This window comes from Pseudomonas sp. HY2-MNA-CIBAN-0224 (genome assembly GCF_040310285.1).
GTDB classification, from domain to species: Bacteria; Pseudomonadota; Gammaproteobacteria; order Pseudomonadales; family Pseudomonadaceae; genus Aquipseudomonas; species Aquipseudomonas helleri.
The window spans coordinates 13,865-37,935 of the sequence record NZ_JBEOPQ010000053.1 but is presented as its reverse complement, the minus strand read 5'-3'; the positions used below and the strand labels follow the sequence as shown (position 1 = coordinate 37,935).

General features: G+C 60.8%; 20 protein-coding genes. 13 read left to right on the top strand and 7 right to left on the bottom strand.

Annotated features, from left to right (window positions below):
- Positions 1–290 precede the first annotated feature (290 nt).
- The 9 genes from AAEZ03_RS20110 (at position 291) to AAEZ03_RS20070 (ending at position 11,595) form a co-directional block, all read left to right on the top strand.
- Positions 291–1,208, top strand: coding sequence for an ABC transporter substrate-binding protein (locus AAEZ03_RS20110; RefSeq protein WP_048387459.1), 918 nt, complete (start codon positions 291–293; stop codon positions 1,206–1,208).
- The gene (locus AAEZ03_RS20105; RefSeq protein ID WP_350581036.1) at positions 1,208–2,374 is read left to right on the top strand and encodes a phosphotransferase enzyme family protein; all 1,167 of its coding nucleotides are present in this window, start codon (positions 1,208–1,210) and stop codon (positions 2,372–2,374) included. Before AAEZ03_RS20110 ends, AAEZ03_RS20105 begins: the two co-directional genes overlap by 1 nt.
- Complete coding sequence (locus AAEZ03_RS20100) at positions 2,371–3,249, top strand: sulfurtransferase (protein WP_282363696.1); 879 nt, start codon at positions 2,371–2,373, stop codon at positions 3,247–3,249. Before AAEZ03_RS20105 ends, AAEZ03_RS20100 begins: the two co-directional genes overlap by 4 nt.
- A gap of 127 nt (positions 3,250–3,376) precedes the next feature.
- Positions 3,377–5,599: a TonB-dependent siderophore receptor gene (locus AAEZ03_RS20095; protein ID WP_350581033.1), complete on the top strand. Its 2,223-nt coding sequence runs from the start codon at positions 3,377–3,379 to the stop codon at positions 5,597–5,599.
- Positions 5,600–5,647: 48 nt separating this feature from the next.
- Positions 5,648–6,247: a nicotinamide riboside transporter PnuC gene (pnuC, locus tag AAEZ03_RS20090; protein WP_048387466.1), complete on the top strand. Its 600-nt coding sequence runs from the start codon at positions 5,648–5,650 to the stop codon at positions 6,245–6,247.
- Positions 6,237–6,965 (top strand): UTRA domain-containing protein, encoded by a 729-nt coding sequence (locus tag AAEZ03_RS20085; protein ID WP_153331395.1) that lies wholly within the window; start codon positions 6,237–6,239, stop codon positions 6,963–6,965. Before pnuC ends, AAEZ03_RS20085 begins: the two co-directional genes overlap by 11 nt.
- Before the next feature lie 776 nt (positions 6,966–7,741).
- On the top strand, positions 7,742–9,175 hold the full coding sequence (locus AAEZ03_RS20080) for an aldehyde dehydrogenase family protein (RefSeq protein WP_278940915.1): 1,434 nt from the start codon (positions 7,742–7,744) through the stop codon (positions 9,173–9,175).
- Positions 9,176–9,179: 4 nt separating this feature from the next.
- Positions 9,180–10,010 carry a shikimate dehydrogenase family protein gene (locus AAEZ03_RS20075; RefSeq protein ID WP_350581030.1) on the top strand — a complete coding sequence of 277 codons (831 nt, stop codon included), beginning with the start codon at positions 9,180–9,182 and terminating at the stop codon, positions 10,008–10,010.
- Positions 9,997–11,595 carry a GMC family oxidoreductase gene (locus tag AAEZ03_RS20070; RefSeq protein ID WP_282363700.1) on the top strand — a complete coding sequence of 533 codons (1,599 nt, stop codon included), beginning with the start codon at positions 9,997–9,999 and terminating at the stop codon, positions 11,593–11,595. The genes AAEZ03_RS20075 and AAEZ03_RS20070 overlap by 14 nt, the downstream gene beginning before the upstream one ends.
- 187 nt (positions 11,596–11,782) lie before the next feature.
- On the opposite strand, the gene AAEZ03_RS20065 is transcribed toward AAEZ03_RS20070, so the two are convergent.
- The 7 genes from AAEZ03_RS20065 to AAEZ03_RS20035 form a co-directional block, all read right to left on the bottom strand.
- Positions 11,783–12,334, bottom strand: coding sequence for a sarcosine oxidase subunit gamma (locus tag AAEZ03_RS20065; RefSeq protein WP_350581028.1), 552 nt, complete (start codon positions 12,332–12,334; stop codon positions 11,783–11,785).
- 3 nt (positions 12,335–12,337) lie between these two features.
- A complete protein-coding gene (locus AAEZ03_RS20060) occupies positions 12,338–15,235 on the bottom strand; it encodes a 2Fe-2S iron-sulfur cluster-binding protein (protein WP_350581024.1) in 2,898 nt (965 codons plus the stop codon).
- Positions 15,232–15,534, bottom strand: coding sequence for a sarcosine oxidase subunit delta (locus AAEZ03_RS20055; protein ID WP_048369159.1), 303 nt, complete (start codon positions 15,532–15,534; stop codon positions 15,232–15,234). Before AAEZ03_RS20055 ends, AAEZ03_RS20060 begins: the two co-directional genes overlap by 4 nt.
- Positions 15,535–15,547: 13 nt before the next feature.
- Positions 15,548–16,789, bottom strand: a complete 1,242-nt coding sequence (locus tag AAEZ03_RS20050) for an FAD-dependent oxidoreductase (protein WP_048387478.1) — start codon at positions 16,787–16,789, stop codon at positions 15,548–15,550.
- Positions 16,771–17,676: a bifunctional methylenetetrahydrofolate dehydrogenase/methenyltetrahydrofolate cyclohydrolase FolD gene (gene folD / locus AAEZ03_RS20045; protein WP_350581022.1), complete on the bottom strand. Its 906-nt coding sequence runs from the start codon at positions 17,674–17,676 to the stop codon at positions 16,771–16,773. The genes AAEZ03_RS20050 and folD overlap by 19 nt, the downstream gene beginning before the upstream one ends.
- Positions 17,673–18,539, bottom strand: a complete 867-nt coding sequence (gene purU / locus AAEZ03_RS20040; protein WP_048369156.1) for a formyltetrahydrofolate deformylase — start codon at positions 18,537–18,539, stop codon at positions 17,673–17,675. Before purU ends, folD begins: the two co-directional genes overlap by 4 nt.
- A gap of 268 nt (positions 18,540–18,807) precedes the next feature.
- Positions 18,808–19,413 carry a helix-turn-helix domain-containing protein gene (locus tag AAEZ03_RS20035; protein WP_088500255.1) on the bottom strand — a complete coding sequence of 202 codons (606 nt, stop codon included), beginning with the start codon at positions 19,411–19,413 and terminating at the stop codon, positions 18,808–18,810.
- 277 nt (positions 19,414–19,690) lie between these two features.
- Between AAEZ03_RS20035 and glnT the strand changes: the two genes are divergently transcribed.
- Genes glnT through AAEZ03_RS20015 form a run of 4 tightly spaced genes read left to right on the top strand, consistent with a single transcriptional unit; the run spans position 19,691 to position 24,031 of the window.
- Positions 19,691–21,025 (top strand): type III glutamate--ammonia ligase, encoded by a 1,335-nt coding sequence (gene glnT / locus AAEZ03_RS20030; RefSeq protein WP_350581017.1) that lies wholly within the window; start codon positions 19,691–19,693, stop codon positions 21,023–21,025.
- 48 nt (positions 21,026–21,073) lie between these two features.
- Entirely contained in the window at positions 21,074–21,979 is a 906-nt protein-coding gene (locus AAEZ03_RS20025) for a class II glutamine amidotransferase (RefSeq protein WP_123749477.1), read from the top strand.
- 11 nt (positions 21,980–21,990) lie between these two features.
- Positions 21,991–22,674, top strand: a complete 684-nt coding sequence (locus AAEZ03_RS20020; protein ID WP_350581014.1) for a GltB/FmdC/FwdC-like GXGXG domain-containing protein — start codon at positions 21,991–21,993, stop codon at positions 22,672–22,674.
- Between the two features lie 19 nt (positions 22,675–22,693).
- Positions 22,694–24,031 (top strand): FMN-binding glutamate synthase family protein, encoded by a 1,338-nt coding sequence (locus AAEZ03_RS20015; protein ID WP_048369151.1) that lies wholly within the window; start codon positions 22,694–22,696, stop codon positions 24,029–24,031.
- Positions 24,032–24,071: the final 40 nt, after the last annotated feature.

The window sequence follows — 24,071 nt, the reverse complement described above, 5'->3', positions numbered from 1 at the left end:
GAAGGCAAACTTAGCGTCTGCCACCCTGATATGTGCGTTTGTCGGGCAAAGCGAAAGACAGTTGGCTCCTACAGGGCCTTAGGAGTCAATAAGTTATTTTATTTTTGATAGGAGCGAGCTTGCCTCACGATCTTTTGATCTTGATCCCGCGCATCCATCGCACCACGAAACCAAAACAGCTATATCCATAGCAAAAAACGATATTGGTATAGACCAGATTTCACCTTTATAAATCGCCTACTCAAAAAACAGCGCCCTTCACCGTTGAGTGGCAGGGCAGGAGCGCGGTAATGATTGGCGTACGCGTAATGCTCGAATATTTCCACCCCTGGCCGAACTCGGCCGGGCTTTATCTGGCCCGTGAAAAGGGTTGGTACAGCGACGCCGGTCTGGACGTCGAACTGGTGGTGCATGACCCATGGCGTGGCGACACGCTGGATCACTTGCTCGGCAAAGCCGTGCACTTCGGTTTGTTCCCCAGCAACCGCTTGTTGGTGCGTCGCGCCCTGGGCCAGCCATTGCGCGGCATTGCAGCGATCAACCATCGCGGCCTGGAGTCGATTCAAACCCTCACCGACTCGGGCATTACCCGGCCCCGTGATCTGGCCGGGCGCCGCCTGGCGTTGAACCCGACCCCACGCGGTCTGGCCATGGTGCGTCACCTGGTGGCAGCCGATGGCGGCGATCCGGATGCGGTCATCATCGTCGACAGCGGCGTGCGCGAACTGCGCCCCGAAGAGTTGGCCGCCGGTGCCGCTGATGCCAGTTTTGGCGGTTACTGGGCCTGGGAAGCGTTGATGGCCAGTCCGGTTGCCGAAGAGCGTCGCGTGGTGTGGCCGGTGGATGACATCGGTGCCCCGGCGTATCACAGCTATTTGCTCGGCGCCCACGAAGACACCCTGGCCGCGGACCCTGAATTGACCCGCGCCTTCCTGGCCGTTACCGCTCGCGGTTATCTGGCCGCCGCGCAAGACCCCCTGAGCGCGTTGCAGGCTTACGAACTCGCCACGCCGTATTTCCCCCGGGAACTGCTCGCACAATCTTTGCAGCACATCGCCCCGACCTGGCTGCACCAAGGCCGTTGGGGCGAGCAGCGTGAAAGCCTGCTGCAACCTTATGCCCAGTGGCTGCATGAGCATCAGGTGCTGAACGACGCGGATGCCTGGCGTGGCGCAACCACCAATGCCTACCTGCCGGAGACGCTCTGATGGCAGACACGCGCAGCAGTGCTCATGGCGTGGGACTGGAACCGGTACAAGCCGACTGGCCTGCGATTGGCGATGCGGCGATTGAGCAACTGCTCAGTCACTACCCGGCGGTCGGCAGCCTGCGTGAAGTCAACTGGCACAGCCCGCGTCCTTTCTCGGCGGCCTGCCTGATCACCACCAGTGAGCAGCCGCTGTTTGTCAAACGTCATCACCGCTCGGTGCGTGAGCCGGAGTGGTTGCGCGAAGAGCATCGTTTCATGGCCTATCTGCGTGGCAACGGCGCGCCGGTGGCCCAGGTGCTGAGCAGTACTGAGGGCGACACGGCCATTGCCCTTGGCGAGTGGACGTATGAAGTGCACCAGATCGCTGCCGGGCAAGACCTCTATCGTGAGGCGCTGTCGTGGACGCCGTTTCAGGCGTATCAACATGCCTGGGCAGCCGGGCAGAGCCTGGCCCGTTTGCATGACGCTGCCAGCGGGTTTACTGCGCCGCCGCGTCAGGCGCCGGTGCTGTTGGCCAACTTCCGTCTGTTCAGCCAGCTCGATCCGATTGCGGCCATTGAAGCGGCCTGCGTGAATGATCCGGCACTGGCGGCGTACCTGAGCCAGCGCGATTGGCGTGCTGACCTGCAAAGCCTGCATCTGCCTTTTCATCAGCAGTTGTATCCATTGCTCGCCGCGCAACAGCCCTTGTGGACCCACAACGACTGGCATGCCTCCAATTTGCTCTGGGACACCACGCAGTCAGACAGCCAGGTCAGCAGCGTGCTGGATTTTGGTTTGGCGGATCAGACCTTTGCCTTGTTCGATCTGGCCACGGCTGTGGAGCGCAACAGCATTCCCTGGCTGGACCTGGACATCGGCGGCAGCGCTGCCGCCTCGCTGGTGTCGGTCGACGCGATTTTGCAGGGCTACCACAGCGTGCGGCCCTTGTCGGCCCAAGACTTTTTGACCCTGGCGGCCTTGCTGCCGTTGGTGCACACCGATTTTGCGTTGTCAGAAGTCGCCTATTACCAGGGCATCGTCGGTTCCGAGGCCAATGCCACGGTGGCCTACGAGGCTTACCTGATCGGCCATACGCGCTGGTTTAACGGCGCAGAAGGTCAACGTCTGCTGGCTCATCTGCACGATTTGGCCGCCCGCACCAAAGAGGGTGAGCAGCCATGAGCGACACCGCGAACGGCCCGTTGATCAGCCCGCAGGCCCTGCATGCGGCGCTGAACGACCCGGATCTGTTGATCATCGATGCCACGGTTGAACTGCCTGCACCGCGTTTTGATGGTGACTATCAGGTGCGCAGCGGCCGTGACGGCTGGCTGCAGGCGCACATTCCGGGGGCGTTGCATGCCGACCTGTACGGCGCTCTGGCAAATCAGCAAGCGTCGTTCAGTTTTGCCTTGCCGGACATTGCGCAGTTGGCGGACGGCTTGACGCAACTGGGCATCAGCCCGCAACGACGGGTGGTGATCTACGACCGCAATGACGGATTCTGGGCGGCGCGGCTGTGGTGGATGCTGCGCAGTGTCGGCCTGCACAGCCAGGTGCTGGACGGCGGTTTCAGGGCCTGGCAGCGCGCAGGTTTGCCCGAGCAGAGCGGGGCGCAGGCGGCGCAGCCAAGCCAGTGGCTGCCAGCCTTTGTCGAAGGTTTGTGGATCGACCGTGCAGGCGTTGAGGCCGTACTCGCCGGGGAGCGCTCCGCGACCCTGGTCTGTGCCTTGTCTGCCGGTTTGTTCGAGGGCAGCGCCGTGACCCGTTATGCCCGTCGCGGGCATATCCCGGGCAGCCTCAATGTGCCAGCCCGCAGTGTGTTCGATGAACACGGTCGCTACCTCGAACCTCAGGTTTTACGTGAGGTGCTGGCGCCGCTGTTGCAGGCCACGGCACCCGTGGTGGTGTACTGCGGCGGCGGTATTTCTGCCGCCGCGCAGGCCCTGGCCCTTACATTAATCGGTCGCTCCGACGTCTATATCTACGACGGTTCCCTCCAGGAATGGGCTGCCGACCCGCGCTTGCCAATGACCACCGGAGCAGCTCCGGCCTGACGTCCACGGGCCTTCGGGCACTGGCCAATCAATCCAAGTAGTACCGGGGCTTTGCAGTTCTGGCGCGTTTGCGGCACCGTGCCTGGCAAATAGCGCCGGTGACGGCGGTGCCCGTTAAGGAGCTTTCATGGTCATGTTGTATCGAACTGCCGAGTTATCCCTCCCTCGGTTTTCGCCAAATCTGTTACGCGCCGGCATGTTGATGGCCTGTGGCGTGGGTACGACCTTGCTGCCCGCCGGGGCATGGGCGGACAGCCCGGCGGCTTCATCCAATAGCGTTCAACTGGACGCCGTAACCGTAGTCGGCGAGCACGACAGCGGTTATCAGGCCACCTCGGCCTCGGTCGGCGGCTTTGACTCGGCGCCTCTGCTCGACACGCCCGCGGCAATCAGCGTGATCACCGATCAGCAGATCAAGGATCAGCAAGCGCGCCTGCTCAGCGAAGTGCTGCGCAATGACGCCTCCGTGGGCGAAAGCTATGCGCCGATTGGTTACTACGAAAACTTTGAGGTGCGCGGCTTCTCCCTGAATTCGGCCAGCAGCTACAAGATTAATGGGCGCACCATCACCGGCGAGCAAAATGTCGGTCTGGAAAACAAGCAACAGGTCGAAGTGCTCAAAGGCCTGGCGGGCCTGCAAAGTGGCGTGTCCGAGCCTGGCGGCCTGGTCAACTACGTGACCAAACGCCCGGAAAATGTGCACTCGGTGACGGTATCGACCACCGATCAGGGCGGCAGTTATCTGGCGACTGATTTGGGTGGCTGGTTCGGCAGCGAGCAGCAGGTGGGTATCCGCACCAACCTGGCCCATGAAGACATCCATTCCTATGTCGACCATGCCGACGGCAAGCGCGATTTTGCCTCGCTGGCGCTGGACTGGAACATCGACCCCAACAGCACGTTGCAATTGAATGCCGAGTACCAGCGCCGTCAACAGCGCTCGGTGCCGGGTTATCAGTTGCTGGGCGGCACTGAGCTGCCTCATCACGTCAACCCTCACGATCTGCTGGCTCATCAAAGCTGGTCGAAGCCGGTGACCATCAACTCGCTGAACATGGACGGTTTGTACGAGTACCGCTTCAACGAGAACTGGAAAGCCAGCTTCAGCGCTTCGCGCAGCCGGGTGGTGATTGATGACTACAGCACCTTCGCCTGGGGCTGCTATGGCTCGGCCAGTTGCGCCGACGCCGCCGTGCCAAACACCTTCAGCCCAGAGGGCAACTACGACATTTATGACTACCGCAACCCCGATGACACGCGGCGCAATGATGAGGCGCAACTGGCACTCAGCGGCCAGTTCGACACCGGTTCGCTCAAGCACGAACTGACGGTGGGTAGCAGCGCATTTCGCCGGGTGCTCGACAGCCGCCCTGAGTTCAACCAGATGATCGGTTCGGGCACGATTGGCACCACCCCTGAACCGCTGGAGCCGTATGACGGCACCCCGGGCCACACTTACCGCCATCTCGACAGCCGCCAATACGGCGTGTTCGTGACCGACCGCATCAGCTTCAACGAACAGTGGCAAACCGTGCTCGGCGGGCGGCAGATTCGCCTCGACGAAAAAGCCTATGACAGCGACGGGTCGACCAATCGGCATACCCAACGCTCGGAGTTTTTGCCGCAAGCGGCTTTGATCTACAAGCCATGGCTGGATACCTCGGTGTACCTCAGTTACAGCAAGGGCTTGTCACTGGGCGGCCAGGCGGCCTGGTTCAGCACCAATGCCAGTGAAATCCTCGCGCCCACCACCTCGCGCCAAATCGAACTGGGGGTCAAGCACGACTGGCAAAACCAGAGCCTGACTGCCGCGCTGTTCCAGATCAGCCAGGACTACCAGTACAACAAGCCTAACGGCGACGGCACCTTCACTTTCGTGCAGCAGGGCAAGCAGAAAAACACCGGGATCGAGTTATCGGCCAATGGCCACGTGAGCACTAACCTGCAAATCGCCGCCAGTGTTGCCGCCATCCGCGCACGGGTCAGCGACAGCGGCACCGACGCCTATGACGGGCATCAAGCCATCAACGTCCCGAACCTGCGCGCCAGCCTGCACGCTGACTACAGCATTCCGGGGGTGCCGGGGTTGGCCTTGCTGGGCGGCGGGCAATACAGCGCCAGCAAATATGCCAATCAGCAGGGCAGCGTCAAAGCCGCCGGTTACACCGTGTTCGATGTCGGCAGCCGCTACAGCACCCGCATCGAAGGTTACGACACGGTGTTTCGCCTGACCGTCGACAACCTGTTCGACAAACGCTACTGGCGTGACGTGGGGGCCTATATGGGCGACGACTACGTATTCCAGGGTGCGCCGCGAACCGCGCGATTGTCCGCCACGGTGAACTTCTGATTCAGGCAGCACCCCTGCGTGCTGCACCACTTTATTGAGGGCGCAAGAATGTCAAATCTGGAAATCGTCGCCGTGCTGATCAATGTCCTAGGTGTCTGGCTGACCACCCAGCGCATCCGCTGGTGCTGGCCGGTCAGTGTCGTGGCCGTGTTGTTGTATGCGTGGATTTTTTTCGACGCCAAGTTGTATTCCGACACCTTGCTGCAAATCATTTTTGCCTTTCTGCAGGGGTACGGCTGGTGGCGCTGGAGCCAGGGCGGGCTGGATCACGGCAAAGTGCACGTGGCGCGACTACCGTTACGCGATGCCGTGCTGGGCGCGATTGCCGGTGTTATCGGCACCGTGTTGCTGGGCGGCCTGATGTCCAGTTTTACCGATGCCGCTGTGCCTTGGCTGGACGCTTGCTTGACGGCGTTCAGCCTGGTCGCCAGCGTCTGGGCGGCGCGCAAATACGTGGCCAGTTGGGCGTTATGGATAGCCCTGGACGTTGTCTACGTGGGCATGTACTTGAGCAAAGACCTGCAACTGACGGCAGGCCTTTACGCCGGGTTTGTGCTGCTGGCGTTCTATGGCTACCGTAGCTGGAAGCGTGACCTGCTGAGCCAGGAAGCGCAGACCCAAGCCCGTGGATGTGCTAATGCCATTTGACCCCGTGTCCCCTCATTACCTGCGTATTCGTGATGAAATTGCCGCTGACGTCGCCAGCGGGACGCCCTGCGCCGACCACAAATTTCCGTCCGAACGTGAGATGGCCGAGCGTTTTGGCTGCACCCGCGTGACATTGCGCCAAGCGTTGCAGCAACTCGAAGCCGAAGGGGTGGTATACCGGGAAAACCGCCGGGGCTGGTTCGTCAGCCCCCAACGTATTCGCTACGACCCGACGCGCATCACCGGCTTTATGGACTACGTTGCCGCCCAAGGACGTACGCCATTAACCGAATGCCTGCACGCCGAACTGCGCCCGGCGGGCAGTTGGCTGGCACGGCGGATGGGCTTGGCATCGGCTGACGAACCGGTGTTTTATTTGCAACGGCGGCGCTGGGTGGATCGGCGTCCGGTGCTTCTGGAATTCAACGCACTGGTCGCCAGCTGGTGCCCTGGCTTACTCGATGCTGATCTCAACACCTCTCTGACCACGGTGCTGAGAGAGCGTTTTGGCCGTGTCCAGTCGCGCTGCGAACTGGCCATGCACACCGGCACCGTAGACGAGCATCAGGCCGAACTGCTGCAACTCAGTGTCGGTTCCAGCAGCTTGTACCTAGAGCGCCTGAACTTTGGTGAGGCCGGCCAGCCGGTTGAGTTTGACCAGGAGTTTTGGCGCCCGGACGCCTTGTCCGTGGTCATGGAAACCCGCTACCCGGGTTAACCGCAAAAGATCGCAGCCTTCGTTCCTCGGCAGCTCATATCAAACACAAAATAAGTGATTGATTCTAAAGGTCCTGTAGGAGCGAGCTTGCTCGCGAGCTGTTGATCTTGATCTAGCTTTTGATCTTGATCTAAGAGGCCCCGTTAAACCACGCTGGCCGAACGCAGGTTTTGCGCAGTGGGTAACCCGGCAGGACGCCGGGTTAGCCGCGACACGGCCAAGGATGGCCGATCGCGGCGGGCCCACGGAGCAAGGCCTGTGGTGAGGGTATGCCGAGCCTTAGCGAGGCACCGAGTGGTGGGGCAAAAAGCGTTTGGCCACTTTGCGCTTTTCAAAGTGGCACGGCGTAAGGCCGGAACCCTAAGTGGCCGTTGCCGCAGCAAATGATATGTACTCAAACCCTCTCAAATCAAAAGCCCCTCACCCTAGCCCTCTCCCGAAGGAGAGGGAACCGATTGGGGGATGCTGAAGATATTCGGTGGCCTGTTTGTTGCGCGACAGCGCGGCGTCGAAGACGGTGGCAGCAAACCAATAGCCCTGTGCCGTCCTGGCACAGCGGGTATGAACCCCCGTCACAGCCAATTCATAGACGCTGTCCGGGCTTCAGCGTATGTTTTTGCCATCACCTTCTTAATAGCGATTGACTGCATTTTCCAGGGTATTTCGCCCCCTAAAAGCTGGCGCCCTGCGTCATGGTCAAGGCGTTCGGCTGCCTTAAAGGCAGCACACCCATAGTGAACCTGGAACGTGTTTATTCCCTCGCTGGAGCACTACGCGTGAATAAAAACTATATAGGCGGAGAGTGGGTTACCGGCGTTGATGTGAACGTAAACATCAATCCGTCAGACACCAACGATGTAATCGGTGAGTATGCGCGGGCAGATGCCACGCAGGCGCAAGCGGCGGTTGAAGCGGCGTTTGATGCGCAGGCCGCATGGGCGAAATTTACCGCAGAACAACGCAGTGACGCGCTGGACCGTATCGGCAGCGAGGTCCTCGCACGTCGCGAGGAACTCGGTCGCTTGCTCGCCCGTGAAGAGGGCAAAACTCTCGCCGAAGGCGTCGGGGAAGTGGTGCGGGCCGGGCGCGTGTTCAAGTTTTTCGCCGGTGAAGCTTTGCGAATGTCAGGCGAGCGTTTGCCTTCCATTCGCCCTGGCGTCGAGGTCGATGTACGCCGCGAGCCTGAAGGGGTGATCGGGATCATCACGCCGTGGAACTTCCCGATCGCGATCCCGGCCTGGAAGATCGCCCCCGCGCTGGCGTTTGGCAACACCGTGGTCTTTAAACCCGCAGATCTGGTGCCGGGCAGTGCCTGGGCGCTGGCCGAAATCATTGTGCGGGCCGGGGCGCTGCCGGCCGGGGTGTTTAACCTGGTCATGGGGCCGGGCTCAAAAGTGGGTGCCGTCTTGGCCCATTCGCGCAAAGTGCGCGGCGTGACCTTTACCGGCTCAACTTTCACCGGCCGCCAGGTGGGCCTGGCCTGCATGGAAAGGGGTGCCAAGGTGCAACTGGAAATGGGCGGTAAAAACCCGCTGGTGATTCTGGATGACGCCGATTTGCAGCAAGCCGTGGAGGTCGCGGTGTCCGGTTCGTATTTCTCGACCGGCCAGCGCTGTACCGCTTCCAGCCGCTTGATCGTGCAAGACGGCATCCACGACCGCTTTATCGAAGCCGTGAAAAAACGGCTCGCCGGGCTGCGGGTCGACCATGCGCTGGCCGACGGCTGTGACATGGGCCCGGTAGTGTCCCAAGCGCAACTCAAGCAGGACTGCGAGTACATCGACATTGCGCGCAGTGAAGGCGGCAATCTGGTCTTCGGCGGCGAACGGCTGGAACGCGCAACCCCGGGCTTTTACTTGTCCCCGGCGCTGATTACCGAGACCACCAACGACATGCGCATCAACCGCGAAGAAGTCTTTGGTCCGGTGGCCAGCGTGATCCGGGTCAAGGATTACGAGCAGGCCGTTGCGTTGGCCAACGACACCGATTTCGGCTTGTCCTCGGGTATCTGCACCACCTCGCTGAAATACGCCGCTGACTTCAAGCAGCGTTCCGGCGCGGGCATGGTGATGGTCAATGTGGCCACCGCAGGCGTCGACTATCACGCCCCGTTTGGCGGCCGAAAGGCTTCCAGTTACGGCACACGAGAGCAGGGCAGCTATGCCCGTGAATTCTATACAGGCGTAAAAACCGCCTACACCCTGGCCTGAAGCAATGACTGACATCACTCAAATCAGCGGCACCACACGGGTCTTCGCCATCCTTGCCGACCCGATCCACCACGTGCAGACCCCGCAAGCCATGAACCGGCTGTTTTCCTCGATGGGGCTGGACCAGGTGCTGGTGCCGTTTCATGTGTCGCCGTCTGACCTTGAACGGGTGGTCAACGGCTTGCGCGGTATCAAGAGCCTTGACGGTTTTATCGTCACGGTGCCGCACAAAACCGCCATTGTTGATCTGTGCGACAGCGTTTCCGAGGTCGCGCGCCTGGTGGGTGCGGTGAACGTCGTGACCCGTTCCAGCGACGGCAAATTACACGGTGAGATCCTCGACGGTGAAGGCTTCGTCAGCGGCCTGCGGCAGGCCGGCATCGAACTTGAAGGCCGCGCGGTGTACCTGGCGGGCGCAGGCGGGGCGGCCAATGCCATCGCTTTTGCCCTGGCTGCCTCCGGGATTGGCTGGCTGACCATCGCCAACCGCAGTCGCGAGAAAGCCACGTCGCTGGTTGACCGCCTCGCCAAGGCGTTTCCTGATCTGCAAGTCACGGTCGGAACCTCCGACCCTTCAGGCTACGACCTGGTGGTCAACGGTACGTCATTGGGGCTTAAGGAGGGCGACCCGCTGCCGTGTGACGTCACGCTGCTCACAGCCGATCAAGTGGTTGCCGAGATCATCATGAAACCAGTCATCACTCCATTATTGGCGGCGGCGCAAAAAGTTGGCTGCCGGATCCATGAAGGGCTGCCTATGCTGCTCTGCCAGATTGAGTTGATGGCAGCAGCGATGTCGTCGAGCAAGAAAGAGTCCTGTCATGAGTGCGTTTGATTACATCATCGTCGGCGGCGGCACCGCAGGCTGCATTCTCGCCAACCGTTTGACTGCCTCCGGCAAGTACCGTGTCCTGGTGTTGGAAGCCGGTGGTGAACCCAAGGGTTTCTGGATTCCGATTCCGGCAGGCTTCAGCAAACTGCTGGTCGACAAACGCTATAACTGGCGTTTCAAGACCCAGGCCGAAGAGAACACCCAGGGCCGCGAAATTGCCGTGCCACGCGGCAAAGGTCTCGGCGGCTCGACCTTGATCAACGGGATGATCTACGTGCGCGGTCAGCCGGGTGATTACGACGCTTGGGAGGCCGCTGGCGCCAAGGGCTGGAACTTCACCACCCTCAAGCCGTACTTCAAAAAGATCGAAAACTACCCGCTGGGCGATCATCGCCGTGGTCATGACGGCCCTATGCACCTCAGCCAGGTGTCTGAGCGCTATCCCATTGCCGACGCGTTCATGCTCGCGGCCAAGCAAGACAATCAGCCGTTCAACAGCGACTACAACAATGAACAGCAGACCGGTTTCGGCTACTACCAGGTGGTTCAGCACCAAGGGCGGCGCTGGAGCGTGGTGGACGGTTACCTGAACCCGGCCCGGCGCAGGCCCAACCTGACCATTGAAACCCATGCCCATGTGTTGCGTCTGGAGCTCAAGGGCAATCGCTGCACGGGCATCACTTACCGCCAGAATGGCCGGGAAATCACCGTCAACGCCCAGCAGGACGTGATCCTCTGTGCCGGGGCGATCCAGTCGCCTCAGATCCTTGAGTTGTCCGGGATCGGTCGCCCGGATGTCCTCGAAAAAGTCGGCATCGCGGTCAAGCACCGGCTGGACGGGGTTGGTGAAAACTACATCGATCACTTTGCCACCCGCCTGAACTGGAAGCTCAAAAACGCGATCACCCTCAACCAAATGGCCCGTGGCTGGCGCTTGGGCATGGCGGTGTTCGAGTACTTCACCCAGCGCACCGGGATTCTGACTCTGGGTACCGGGCTGGTGCACGGGTTTGTCAAAAGCCAGGCGCAGATGCCCACCCCGGACGTGCAGTACTTTGTGGTGCACGCCAGCTACGCCAACGCGGCCGAGCGGATTCTCGACAAGCACCCGGGCATGACCATCGGGGTTAGCCAATTGCGGCCGAAGTCCAAGGGCAGCATCCATATCCAGTCGGCCGACCCGCAAGTCATGCCGGCCATTCGGCCGAACTTCTTGAGTGTCGAAGAAGACCGCCAAAGCCTGATCGAGGGCATGAAAATCGCCCGGCGGATCATGCAGCGACCTGCCATGCAAGCCTTTGTCGAGCTGGAAACCGGCCCAGGCATTGACGTGCAGACCGATGAACAATGGCTTGAGTTTGCCCAACGCAACGGCCAGACCATCTATCACCCCATCGCCACCTGCCGCATGGGCGAAGATGCTGACGCCGTGGTCGACTCGTCCCTGCGGGTACGGGGCATGACAGGGTTGCGCGTGGTTGACGCCTCGGTGATTCCGTCAATGGTCTCCGGCAACATCCAGGGCGCGGTCATGGCCGTGGCAGAGCGCGGCGCGGACCTGATTCTGGAAGCGGCTTCGCTGCATTGAAAAAGCGTCACCCACCTGTAGGAGCGAGCTTGCTCGCGATCTTTTGATCTTGATCTAACAGCCCCCTCACCCTAGCCCTCTCCCGAAGGAGAGGGAACCGATTGGGGGATGCTGAAGATATTTGGTGGCCTGTTTGCTGCGCGACAGCGCGGCGTCGAAGACGGGACGGTAGCCCCTACAGGCGCTTTTACCCCCCAATAAACTCCTGCATTGCATCTACCAGCGCTTCGTGGAAATAGGCTTTCGATGGCCGGTCATACAGGATGTGCAAAGCTGGCTGCTGCGCACTGCCCGAATTGATCACGATGACGTTGATACGCGCCGCCGAGGTTTGCGCCACGGCGCCTAAACCGAAAACTTCGGCACTCAGGTCGACGCCGCAAAGCTTGGCCATGATCGCGCTCAGGTGCTCGCCACTGAGCTGGAAACAGCCGTGGCTGTCCTGGCGCGGCAGCAGGTAGTTGGCTTGATGGTCCATCTCCCAGCGTGCTTCTTCGTCGGCGATGCGCTCGTCTTGCGGGTGGCTGGCGATCAGCAGGTATTCGGTCTGTGACAGCCGTGCCACCAGGCTGCCGTCAGGCTGGGTGACGGCGCGGTTGGGGGCGGTCGGCAGCTCGAAGCCGCGGCCACGCAGGTAGTCGGCACTGTCAGCTCCGCGAAAGCCGACCCGGGGCAGGTCGGTCAAGTCGCTCAGGGCGCAGCCAATCAAGGGCATTTGCTGTTGTCTCAGGCTGGTCATGGATCAAAGCTCCTGGCGCTGGTTTTCAGGGTCAAAGAAGGGCAGGGCGACAACCTCGGCCTGGACGGTCACACCCCCTTCAACACGGATCGGGATGCGTTGCCCCGGCGTGCTCTGGTCGATGCCCGCGTAGGCCATGCCAATGATCTTGCCCAGGCTGGCGGAGTACTCACAGGAAGTGACGCTGCCGCTGATGTCCGGGCCGTTAAGCACCAAATGCCCTTCAAGGGGTTGCGCGCTGTCTTTGGGCAAGCTGAAGCCCACCAGTTTGCGCTTGAGCGGTTGGGCTTCGAGGATGTCCACCGAGCGCCGTCCGACGAAGAAGGGTTTGTTGCGACTCACCGCCCAGCCCATGTCGATTTCTGCCGGGTGGGTCATGCCGTCGGTGTCCTGGCTGATGATCACGTGGCCTTTTTCAAGGCGCAGCAAGCGCTGGGTTTCAACGCCAAACGGGCGAATATCAAACGCTTTGCCAGCGCTGATCAGGGCATCCCAGAGCGCCAGCCCGTGACGGGCCGGAACGTGGATCTCATACCCCAGTTCGCCGACAAAGCCGACCCGCAGCAAGCGCGCTGCAATCCCGGCCACCGTGCCTTGGCGCACGCCCAGATACGGGAAGGCACTGGCACTTAAATCGAGGTCAGAACAGAGCAGTTCGAGGACTTTGCGTGAGTCCGGCCCGGCCACGTTGACCGCGCAAATGGCGGCGGTCACGTTGGTGATGTCGACGTCCAGGCGCCATTGCGCGTTCCACTTCAGCATCTGCTGGTAAATGCGGTCTACGCCGCTGGTGGTGGCGGTGACGTAAAAGTGCTGCTCGGCAAAGCGTGCGCACACGCCATCATCAATCACCACCCCGTGCTCGTTGGTCATCAACGCATAGCGCGAGCGGCCCACGGGCTGCTTGATGAAGGCAAAGGTGTAGATGCGGTTCAACAGTTCTGCTGCATCCGGGCCACGCACATCGAGGCCGCCCAGGGTCGACACGTCAATGATGCCGACCTTGTTGCGCACGTGCAGGGCTTCGGCCTGCATGCAGGCTTCGCGGTCTTTGGCCGCGCCATAGTAGGCCGGGCGTTGCCAGATACCGGCCGGCATCATTTTTGCGCCTGCCTGCACATGGCGGATGTGCATGGGTGTTTGGCGATACGGGTCAAACGCGCGACCGGCCACATGGGCCAGTTTTTCTGCCACAAACGGCGGCCGTGCGGTGGTGACCCCGGTCTCGCTGATGTTGCGTTGTGTCGCCCACGCCACCAGGCGTGCGGTGGGCAGTGCCGAGTGGCGGCCTTGGGACGGGCCCATGCCCACGGTGGAGTAGCGTTTGACCAGTTGCACGTCGCGATAGCCGATGCGTGTGGCGTTGACGATGTCGGCCACTTGCAGGTCTTCGTCAAAGTCGACGAAGTCTTTGCCCTTGGGGTGCGGGAAAATCGGCCAGCTGAAGTTGACTGGCGCTTCTGCCCGCCACCGTTCAGGGGCCGCATCTGCGCTCAGGCCGAGTGCCCGTGCTGCAGCGGCACCGGCACGGGTGCCGTCGGCGAGTACGTTGTCCAGTGAGTGGCGGCCATTGACGGACCCGGCAACCTGCAAGTTTTGCGGCAGCCCGCTGAGGGTGAACTCGGCGCGCTGGTCGTCATAGGCCAGTTTGCCGCCCGCCTGGCACAGCAGTTGATAGACCGGCATATAGCCTGCCGACATGCACAACAGATCGCACTCCAGACGTTTGACGCTGTCGGCCACGCGGCCTTGGGCGAGGATGGTGCGCACCTCGACCCCGGTCACGTGGCGCATGCCTTTTTCGTGCAGGGCTTCGTACACGGTGCTGTTGTTCAGGCACGGGATCTTGCGTTGCAGCAAGGCTTCACGCAGCGCCGGATTACCCGGCGCGGCCCGCAGGTCGATCAGCGATGCAACCTCCACGCCTTGCTCATGCAAATCCAGCGCGGCCAGATACCCGTCGTCATTGCCGGTCAGTACCACGGCCCGTTGGCCGGGCTTGACCGCATAAAGCTTCATCAGGCGTTGGGCGGCACTGCTCAGCATCACCCCCGGCAGATCGTTGTTGCGAAAGATCACCGGCTGATCGAACGAGCCGCTGCACACCAGGCATTGGCTGGCCCGCACCTTGTACAGGCGTTTGCCCTGAATCACCGGCAAGTAGTTGTCGGTGAACCAGGCGTTACAGGTTGCCTCGGTAAGCACTTTAATATTGGCGTGCTGCACCACTTGCGCCAGCAGCGAATGGCGCACGGCGTTGGCCTGGATGCCTTCAATGTCGAAGCGGGCATAGGTCAGCGAGCCACCGAGCACCGCTTGCTGCTCGATCAGCAGCACCTTGGCCCCGGCATTGGCGGCCGTCAACGCGGCTTGCAAACCGGCAGGTCCGGCGCCGATCACCGCCAGATCCGTGAACAGGTACGCCTTGTCGTAGTACTCGGGGGTGAAGTTCAGGTCGAGCACACCCAGCCCGGCTTTTTTGCGAATCATCGGCTCCCAGAGCTTCCACATGCCCTTGGGCTTGTAGAACGAGCGGTAGTAGAACCCCACCGGCATGAATTTGGAAAACTTGCCGAGCCAGGCATCGCGGTCATGGTCCAGGCTGCCGTTGACGTTTTGCGCACTGACCTGCAAACCCGGCGTCAGCGGGCAGATGTCGGCCAGCACATTGGGTTCTTTGGGCAGTTGCACCAGGCTGTTGGCGTCTTGCCCGGCCATGGTCAGCGGGCCACGGGGGCGATGGTATTTGAACGAACGCGACAGCAGAAACCGGCCGTTGGCCAGCAGCGCACTGGCAATGCTGTCACCTTGCAGGCCTTGGTAGCGCTCGCCATCGAAGGTGAAGTCCAGCGGCTGATGACGGTCGATCAGCAGGCCCATCGGGGCGGGGAGGCGGCTCATCCTGCAATCTCCTTGGCGGCTGTGCTGAACTCGACACGGCGGGTAAACAGCTCTTTGGGGTCGAAGGTGCGTAGTACTTCATCGCTGACGGTGTGGCGCTCGGCGATAAACCAGTAGCTGGACGGCGTGTGCATCCACCATTCGCGCACCACCCCGGCGAGGTTTTCGCTGTTGAACACGTAGTCGGCCCATTCGCCATCGCTGCAGGTGGTCGGGTCTGGCATGACCTTGAACTCGCCGCCGTAGGTGAACTCACTGATATTGCGCGGCCCGTTGAGCGGGCACATCATGATTTTCATTGCGTGCTCCGGGTCAGTGGCTGGCCGCCGTGGCGCCCATTTCGTTGACTTGCTGGAAGGTTGAAAAACGTTCGAGGGCGAACGGTTTGATCAGCTCGGGCACCTTGCCGCCGCTGGCAACCAGCTCGGCCATGGTCTTGCCGCAGATGGGCGTGGCCTTGAAGCCCCACGTGCCCCAACCGGCGTCGAGGTAGTAATTTTTTACCGGCGACAAGCCCATGATCGGGCTGTAGTCGGGGGTCATGTCGGTGCTCCCGGCCCATTGGCGCATCAGTTTGGCGTTGGCCAAAAAAGGGAACATCTCGATGGCGTGGGCCAGCAGGCTTTCTTTCAAGTCCAGGGTCGAGCGCGTGTTGTACAGCGGGTAGGGGTCGGAGCCGCCACCGAATACCACTTCGCCACGGCTGGTTTGCTGCACGTAACAGTGCAGTGCCGACGAACTCACCAGCGGGTCGAGAAACGGCTTGAAAGGTTGCGTGACCATGGCTTGCAACGGGAAGGTCTGAATCGGCGAGCGGATCCCGGCTTTGGCCATCAACAGCGAGCTATGCCCGGCAATGGCCTGTACGGCGCAACCGCAGCGGATCGTCCCGCGGTTGGTTTTGACGGCGGTGATCGCGCCGTTCTCGATCACTAAGTCTTGAACCTCGGTCAGTTGATGAATCTCCACCCCGCGTTTGGCCGCCTGCTTGGCATAACCCCAGGCCACGGCATCGTGGCGGGCGGTGGCGCCGTCGATGTGCCACAGCCCGGCGAGCACCGGCAGGTGGCCGGGATCGAGGTTGAGGGTGGGCACCAGTTCGCGGATCTGCTGGCGGTCGATCATCTCGCTGCGCCCGCCAAAGTGCTTGTTGACCTCGGCCCGCTGGCGGAACGAACGCACGGTGGCATCGGTGTGGGCCAGCGTCAGTTGGCCGCGTTCCGAATACATGATGTTGAAATCGAATTCGTTGGACAGCGACTGGAACATCCGCACTGACTCGGCATAAAACTTCACGCCTTCGCTGGTCAGGTAGTTGGAGCGAATGACTGCCGTGTTGCGCGCGGTATTGCCGCCGCCCAGATAGGCTTTTTCGAGTACCGCGATATTGCTGATGCCGTGGTACTTGGACAGGTAATAAGCGGTGGCCAGGCCATGCCCGCCCGCGCCGATGATGACCACGTCATAGCTGGGTTTGAGCGCCTTGGGCGGCGGTAAGTCGACCTCTACCGGGTACTCCGAACTCAGCCCGTATTTCAAGAGATTAAAGGGCATACGGCCTCCGACAGGCTGCGTTGCGCCTGAGATTGGTTAAGGGCAGCGGTCACGGTGTTTTTCATCAGAAAAGCGATGGTCATCGGGCCGACACCGCCGGGCACCGGGGTGATGGCCGCGACGCGGGTCAGTGCGCTGTCAAAATCCACATCGCCGACTAGGCGGCTGCGTCCGTTGTCATCGATGCGGTTGATGCCGACATCAATCACCACGGCGCCGGGCTTGAGCCATCCGGCGTCAATCAGGCGCGGGCGGCCCACGGCGGCGATCACAATGTCGGCCTGGCGGCACAGCGCTTGCGGGTCCTGGCTGCGTGAGTGGAGCACGGTCACCGAACAGTCGGCTTGCAGCAGCAGGGCGGCCATGGGTTTACCGACGATGTTCGAGCGGCCAATCACCACCGCGTGCTTGCCGCGCAAATCACCGCAAGCCTGCTTGAGCAAATACAGGCAGCCGCTGGGTGTACAGGGCGCCAGCACCGCGCGGCCCTGGCTCAGTCCGCCGACGTTGTCACTGTGGAAACCGTCGACGTCCTTGTCCGGGCTGATGGCCTGCAGGGCGCGTAGTTCGTCGATATGCGCGGGCAAGGGCAGTTGCAGCAACACACCGTGAACCGAACGGTCGGCATTCAAGCTGGCGATCAACTGCAGCAAGTGTTCAGTCTCTGTATCGCTCGGCAGGCGATGTTCCAGCGAACGAATACCGACCTCTTCGGCGCGCAGGACCTTGTTGCGCACATACACCTGACTGGCCGGGTCGTTGCCCACCAGAATCACCGCCAGGGTGGGCTCAATGGCCTGCTCGTAGAGGCTGGCCACGTCTTCGCGCACTTGCTGCAACACGCGTGTGGCGGCGGCTTTACCGTCAATCAAAAGGGGCGTATTCACCGGAAAATCACCGTTCTGTCCTGGTTGAGAAACACCCGATGTTCAAGGTGGTACTTGACCGCCCTGGACAGCGCCACGGTTTCGGTGTCGCGCCCGATTGCCACCAGATCTTCCGGCAAATGGGCGTGATCGACCCGTTGCACTTGCTGCTCAATGATCGGCCCCTCGTCCAGGTCGCTGGTCACGTAATGCGCAGTGGCACCGATCAGCTTTACTCCGCGTTGCCAGGCCTGGTGATACGGCTTGGCGCCCTTGAATCCGGGCAGGAACGAATGGTGGATATTGATCGCCCTGCCTGACAGCTGTTGGCACAGGTCGTCGGAGAGGATCTGCATGTAACGCGCCAACACCACCAGCTCGGTGCCGGTGTCGTCGACGATTTTCATCAGTTCGGCTTCTTGCCGGGCCTTGGTGTCTTTGTTGACGGGCAGGTAAATGAAGCGGATACCCTCGCGCTCAGCCATAGGCCGCAGGTCGAGGTGGTTGGAAACAATGGCGGTGATGGTCATGTCGACCTCGCCCTTGTGGTAGCGGTACAGCAAGTCACCCAGGCAATGGTCGTACTTGCTCACCATCAGCAACACACGCATTGGCTGGCGGGTGTCGTGGAGTTCCCAGGTCATGTCGAAGGCGGCGGCAACGTCACTGAACCCGTCTTTGATCTGCTGAAGGTCAGCGGCCTGCTCATCGTTGAAGCGAAACACGGCCCGCATGAAAAAGCGCCCGCTGAACTCATCGTCAAATTGCGCCATCTCCCCGATGTAGCAACCGTTGTCCGCCAGAAACGTGGTCACGGCAGCAACGATGCCAGACACCGCCGGACACGTGACCTTGATGATGAAATGGTTTTTTTCGTGTTGCATGACACATCCTCGGGAAGGTAGTGGCAGCTCATCGCAGGGCGAAAAAAGACATCAGCACAGCCGTTCTCGAGGTGGAACGTACTTTCTTAGGGGGAATAAAATATTCCTGAATGTTGGCTTTATAGGGGAATGCCCGCGCCACGTCCAGAGGTTTTAAGAAAGTTTTTTAACTGACAGGAATTTTATGCGGGGAAAAGATACGCTTCTGTAGGAGCGAGCTAGCCTCGCGATCTTTTGATCTTCAAAAAAGATCGCGAGGAGAAAGAGCTTATTCCTTGTCGTTGCCGTAGTTCATGATCGACAACAAACGAATCGGGACTTGCACCAGTTGTTCTGGCCCGTGGGGAATGTCGCCTTCGAAGGTCAGGCTATCGCCCGCCTGCATGCGGTACAACTGGTTGCCGTGGCGATAAATCAATTCGCCTTCCAGCAAATGTAAAAACTCGGTGCCCGGATGGGCGAAGGTCGGGAACTCTTCGCTGGCGTCGTCCATGCTCACCATGTACGCCTCAAAACTCTTTTTCGGGCCGCGTGTGTGGTTGAGCAAGTGATAGGTATGGCCTTTCTCGGTGCCCCGGCGCACCACTTCCATGCCCTGGTCGGCCTTGACCAGCAGCGCGCTGCCGTCCTGCTGATCGTATTCACTGAACAGCTTGGACATCGGCAAGCCGAGCACGTCGCACAGGCGGCTCAAGGTATCGAGGCTGGTAGAGACCTGGGCGTTTTCGATTTTGCTCAACATGCCCTGGCTGATATCGGCAATTTTGGCCACGTCGGACAACTTCAAATCCTGAGCCTGACGTTGGCGCTTTATCTGCATGCCCAAGTATTGCTCAAGCTTGAGCCGTGGAGCGGGTTCGGTTGGCATCGTCATTCAGTCCTGCACACTTTCCGTTCAGTAATAATAGTTTCGCACTGAGAAAGTGCAAAAAGCTGACTACAGGCTAGCGGATCATTGGCCATATTCCCACTGGGAAAAGATTTTTCCCATATAGACAGCACGAAAACGTACCTGGAGGCGTTTTGACGCAGCGCTGACAACTCTGGCAAGGGCTTTGCATTCCTATTGGGAAACTAACTTTCTTTTTAGGAATAAAAAGACGGTTAAGGCCAACCCTCACTGTTTTGCCTTTCGCCAGGAGTGACGAGTAATGCTGCCAGCAGAAACCCAGCGCATCATCGATAAGCACGGGATCAAGTACGTGCTTGCGCAGTTTGTCGATATTCACGGTGCGGCGAAAACCAAGTCGGTGCCGATTTGTGGCCTCAAGACCGTCGCCGAAGAGGGCGCCGGGTTCGCCGGTTTTGCCATTTGTGGCATGGGCATGGAGCCCCACGGCGCGGATTTTATGGCCCGTGGCGATTTGTCGACCCTGACCCCGGTGCCCTGGCAGCCAGGTTACGGGCGAGTGGTGTGCGTGGGGCATGTGGATGGCAAGCCGCACCCTTACGACAGCCGTTATGTGTTGCAGCAACAGGTTCAGCGCCTGGCGGACAAGGGCTGGACCCTCAATACCGGGCTGGAGCCTGAGTTCAACCTGATGCGCCGTGACGAACAGGGCACGCTGCAACTGGTCGACCCCAGCGACAACCTCGACAAGCCTTGCTACGACTACAAAGGCCTGTCGCGCTCAAGAGAGTTTCTGGAAAAACTCACCGAAGCCCTGCAAGCAGTGGACTTTGAGGTCTACCAAATTGACCACGAAGACGCCAACGGCCAATTCGAGATCAATTACACCTACAGCGATGCACTGACCTCCGCCGACCGCTTCACGTTTTTTCGCATGGCGGCCGGTGAGATCGCCAATGACCTGGGCATGATTTGCTCATTCATGCCCAAGCCAGACCCCAAACGGGCGGGCAACGGCATGCACTTTCACCTGTCGATCAGCAGCGCCGAGAACAAAAACCTGTTCCGTGACGCCAGTGATCCCAGCGGCATGGGCCTGTCGAAAATGGCTTATCACTTTGCTGCCGGTCTGCTCGCCCACGGCCCGGCCCTGTGTGCCTTCGCTGCGCCGACTGTCAACTCGTACAAGCGCCTGGTGGTGGGGCAGTCCTTGTCCGGCGCCACCTGGGCACCGGCCTTTATCGCCTTCGGTGCCAACAACCGTTCAGCCATGGTCCGCGTGCCTTACGGGCGTCTGGAATTTCGCCTGCCAGATGCCGGGTGCAACCCGTATCTGGTCAGCGCAGCGATCATCGCGGCCGGGCTCGACGGCATCGATCGCCAACTGGAAATCGACCATGTCTGCAACGAAAACCTCTACAGCCTGAGCCTCGAAGAAATTGCCGCCCGTGGCATCAAAACCTTGCCGCAATCGCTCAAGGAAGCCTGTGACGCGTTGCAAGCCGACCCGCTGTTTGCCGAGGTGCTCGGCCCGCAAATCGTTGGCGAGTTTATCAAGCTCAAACGCATGGAGTGGGTGGAGTACAGCCGCCACGTCTCCGACTGGGAAATCAAGCGTTACACCGAATTCTTCTGATTATGTCTGGCGGCACAGCCGCTCCCGAACAACCTGAGGACTGCTCTTATGTGTGGAATCGTAGGTCTGTATCTGAAAAACCCGCAGCTGGAAGCCCGGCTCGGCACGTTGTTTGAACCCATGTTGCAGGCCATGACGGATCGCGGTCCGGACAGTGCCGGCTTTGCTATCTACGGCGACGAAGTGGCGGCAGGCTGGGTCAAATTGACGTTGCAGGCAACCACTGAAAGCTTTGACTGGAACAATTTGATGGGCGCGCTGGAAGGGCGCCTGGGCTGCTCGCTGGACTGGTTCCAGAACGCCAGCGCTGCGGTGCTCAAGGTCAATGCCGATGAGGCATCAGTGCGTGCCGCACTGGCTGAGCTGGCGCCGACGGTGCGCATCATGAGCGCCGGGCAGAGCATCGAGATCCTTAAGGGCATGGGCCTGCCTGAGGACATTTCCCGGCGCTTCGGCCTGGCCGGCATGCAGGGCAGCCACATCATCGGCCACACCCGCATGGCCACTGAAAGTGCGGTGACCATGGAAGGCAGCCACCCGTTTTCGACCGGCGCCGACTTGTGCCTGGTGCACAACGGCTCGCTGTCCAATCACTTCCGCCTGCGTCAGGAGCTCAAGCGCGAAGGGATTCATTTCGAAACCGATAACGACACTGAAGTCGCGGCCGGTTATCTGACCTGGCGCCTGCAACAGGGCGACTCGCTGAAAGATGCGCTGGACCACGCGCTGGAAGACCTCGACGGTTTCTACACCTTCGCCATCGGCACCCGTAACGGTTTTGCGGTGATCCGCGATCCGATTGCCTGCAAGCCGGCGATTTTGGCCGAAACCGACGATTACGTGGCCATGGCTTCTGAGTATCAGGCGCTGTCGAGCCTGCCGGGCATTGAACACGCACGGATCTGGGAACCGGCACCGGCCACGTTGTACATCTGGGAACGCGAGTCAGCTTAAGGAGCGCACACATGAAAACCATCGATCTTTCCACTGCCAGCGTGCGCGAACTCAATCAGGCGCTGCACGACCAGGTTCATAACGTTATCGACGCCGAATGGCGGGTGACGCACTCCAACGGCAAGCACAACCTCGCGGTGGGCGTGAATCAGGCCGTGTCCATCGATATTGAAGGCCACGCCGGTTACTACTGCGCGGGCATGAACCAGCAGGCGACGATCACGGTGCACGGCAACGTCGGCGTGGGCTGCGCCGAAAACATGATGTCGGGCGTGGTGCGGGTCAAAGGCAGCGCGTCGCAGGCGGCCGGGGCCACTGCCCATGGCGGCTTGCTGGTGATTGAAGGCGATGCCGGGGCGCGCTGCGGGATCTCCATGAAAGGCATCGACATTGTGGTCGGCGGCAGCATTGGCCACATGAGCTGTTTTATGGGCCAGGCCGGGCGTCTGGTGGTGTGCGGCAATGCCGGTGATGCGCTGGGCGACTCGCTGTACGAAACCCACATCTATGTGCGCGGCAGCGTCGAGTCGCTGGGGTCGGACTGTGTTGAAAAAGAGATGCGCGCCGAGCATCTGCAAGAGCTGCAAGGGCTGCTGGATGTAGCCGGTTTTGCGCACAAAGCCGCCGAGTTCAAGCGCTATGGCTCGGCCCGTCAGCTGTACAACTTCAAAGTCGATAACGCGTCCGCGTACTGATCCGCGCGAGGAGAACCCCATGAGCGATTCCACTAACCCAACGCCCACCACGCCGGTACTGCGCGAATCGGCCACCTTCGATCGCCTGACCATTCAGGAGATCCAGCGCGCGGCCGAAACCGGTATCTACGATATTCGTGGCGGTGGCACCAAACGCAAACTGCCGCATTTTGATGACTTGTTGCTGCTCGGCGCCAGCGTCTCGCGCTACCCGCTGGAAGGCTATCGCGAGAAGTGCGGCACCGATGTGATCCTCGGCAACCGCTTCGCGAAGAAGCCGATTCACCTGAAAATTCCGGTTACCATCGCCGGGATGAGTTTCGGTGCTTTATCCGCCAATGCCAAGGAAGCCCTGGGCCGAGGCGCGACCATCGCCGGGACCAGTACCACCACCGGCGACGGCGGCATGACCCCGGAAGAGCGTGGCCAGTCGCAGCATCTGGTGTATCAGTATTTGCCGTCTCGCTACGGCATGAACCCGGACGATTTGCGCAAGGCCGACGCGATTGAAATTGTCCTCGGGCAGGGCGCCAAACCGGGCGGTGGCGGCATGCTGCTGGGGATGAAAGTCACTGAGCGGGTGGCCGGGATGCGCACCTTGCCGATTGGCGTCGATCAACGCAGCGCCTGCCGTCACCCGGACTGGACCGGCCCGGACGACCTGGCGATCAAAATTGCCGAACTGCGGGAAATCACCGACTGGGAAAAACCCATCTACGTAAAAATCGGCGCCAGCCGTCCGTACTACGACGTCAAACTGGCAGTCAAAGCCGGGGCCGACGTGATCGTGCTTGACGGCATGCAAGGCGGCACGGCGGCCACTCAGGAAGTGTTTATCGAACACGTCGGCATCCCGATTTTGTCGGCCATCCCGCAAGCGGTTCAGGCCCTGCAAGAGATGGGCATGCACCGCAAAGTGCAGTTGATTGTCTCGGGCGGCATCCGCAATGGCGCCGACGTGGCTAAAGCCATGGCTCTGGGGGCAGACGCCGTGGCCATTGGCACGGCAGCCTTGATCGCTCTGGGTGACAACCATCCGCGGCTGGACGCTGAGCTGAAGAAAATCGGTTCGGCAGCGGGTTACTACGACGACTGGCAGAACGGCCGCGACCCCGCCGGGATCACCACTCAAGACCCGGAACTGTCCAAGCGTCTGGACCCGGTCGAAGGCGGTCGGCGTTTGGCCAACTACCTGCGCGTGATGGTGCTGGAAGCCCAGACCATGGCCCGGGCCTGTGGCAAATCGCACCTGCACAACCTTGACCCCGAAGACCTGGTCGCCCTGACCGTGGAGTCGGCCGCCATGGCCCGCGTGCCGTTGGCGGGCACCAGTTGGGTACCGGGCTCCGGCTACTGATAGACCCCACCTCGTAGGAGCGAGCTTGTCTCGCGATCTT

Excerpts from the sequence above, each read along its gene's own strand:
- AAEZ03_RS20110 (WP_048387459.1), top strand. The coding sequence starts at position 291 with ATGATTGGCGTACGCGTAATGCTCGAATATTTCCACCCCTGGCCGAAC.
- AAEZ03_RS20105 (WP_350581036.1), top strand. The coding sequence starts at position 1,208 with ATGGCAGACACGCGCAGCAGTGCTCATGGCGTGGGACTGGAACCGGTA.
- AAEZ03_RS20100 (WP_282363696.1), top strand. The coding sequence starts at position 2,371 with ATGAGCGACACCGCGAACGGCCCGTTGATCAGCCCGCAGGCCCTGCAT.
- AAEZ03_RS20095 (WP_350581033.1), top strand. The coding sequence starts at position 3,377 with ATGGTCATGTTGTATCGAACTGCCGAGTTATCCCTCCCTCGGTTTTCG.
- pnuC (WP_048387466.1), top strand. The coding sequence starts at position 5,648 with ATGTCAAATCTGGAAATCGTCGCCGTGCTGATCAATGTCCTAGGTGTC.
- AAEZ03_RS20085 (WP_153331395.1), top strand. The coding sequence starts at position 6,237 with ATGCCATTTGACCCCGTGTCCCCTCATTACCTGCGTATTCGTGATGAA.
- AAEZ03_RS20075 (WP_350581030.1), top strand. The coding sequence starts at position 9,180 with ATGACTGACATCACTCAAATCAGCGGCACCACACGGGTCTTCGCCATC.
- AAEZ03_RS20070 (WP_282363700.1), top strand. The coding sequence starts at position 9,997 with ATGAGTGCGTTTGATTACATCATCGTCGGCGGCGGCACCGCAGGCTGC.
- AAEZ03_RS20065 (WP_350581028.1), bottom strand. The coding sequence starts at position 12,334 with ATGACCAGCCTGAGACAACAGCAAATGCCCTTGATTGGCTGCGCCCTG.
- AAEZ03_RS20060 (WP_350581024.1), bottom strand. The coding sequence starts at position 15,235 with ATGAGCCGCCTCCCCGCCCCGATGGGCCTGCTGATCGACCGTCATCAG.
- AAEZ03_RS20055 (WP_048369159.1), bottom strand. The coding sequence starts at position 15,534 with ATGAAAATCATGATGTGCCCGCTCAACGGGCCGCGCAATATCAGTGAG.
- AAEZ03_RS20050 (WP_048387478.1), bottom strand. The coding sequence starts at position 16,789 with ATGCCCTTTAATCTCTTGAAATACGGGCTGAGTTCGGAGTACCCGGTA.
- purU (WP_048369156.1), bottom strand. The coding sequence starts at position 18,539 with ATGCAACACGAAAAAAACCATTTCATCATCAAGGTCACGTGTCCGGCG.
- AAEZ03_RS20035 (WP_088500255.1), bottom strand. The coding sequence starts at position 19,413 with ATGACGATGCCAACCGAACCCGCTCCACGGCTCAAGCTTGAGCAATAC.
- glnT (WP_350581017.1), top strand. The coding sequence starts at position 19,691 with ATGCTGCCAGCAGAAACCCAGCGCATCATCGATAAGCACGGGATCAAG.
- AAEZ03_RS20025 (WP_123749477.1), top strand. The coding sequence starts at position 21,074 with ATGTGTGGAATCGTAGGTCTGTATCTGAAAAACCCGCAGCTGGAAGCC.
- AAEZ03_RS20020 (WP_350581014.1), top strand. The coding sequence starts at position 21,991 with ATGAAAACCATCGATCTTTCCACTGCCAGCGTGCGCGAACTCAATCAG.
- AAEZ03_RS20015 (WP_048369151.1), top strand. The coding sequence starts at position 22,694 with ATGAGCGATTCCACTAACCCAACGCCCACCACGCCGGTACTGCGCGAA.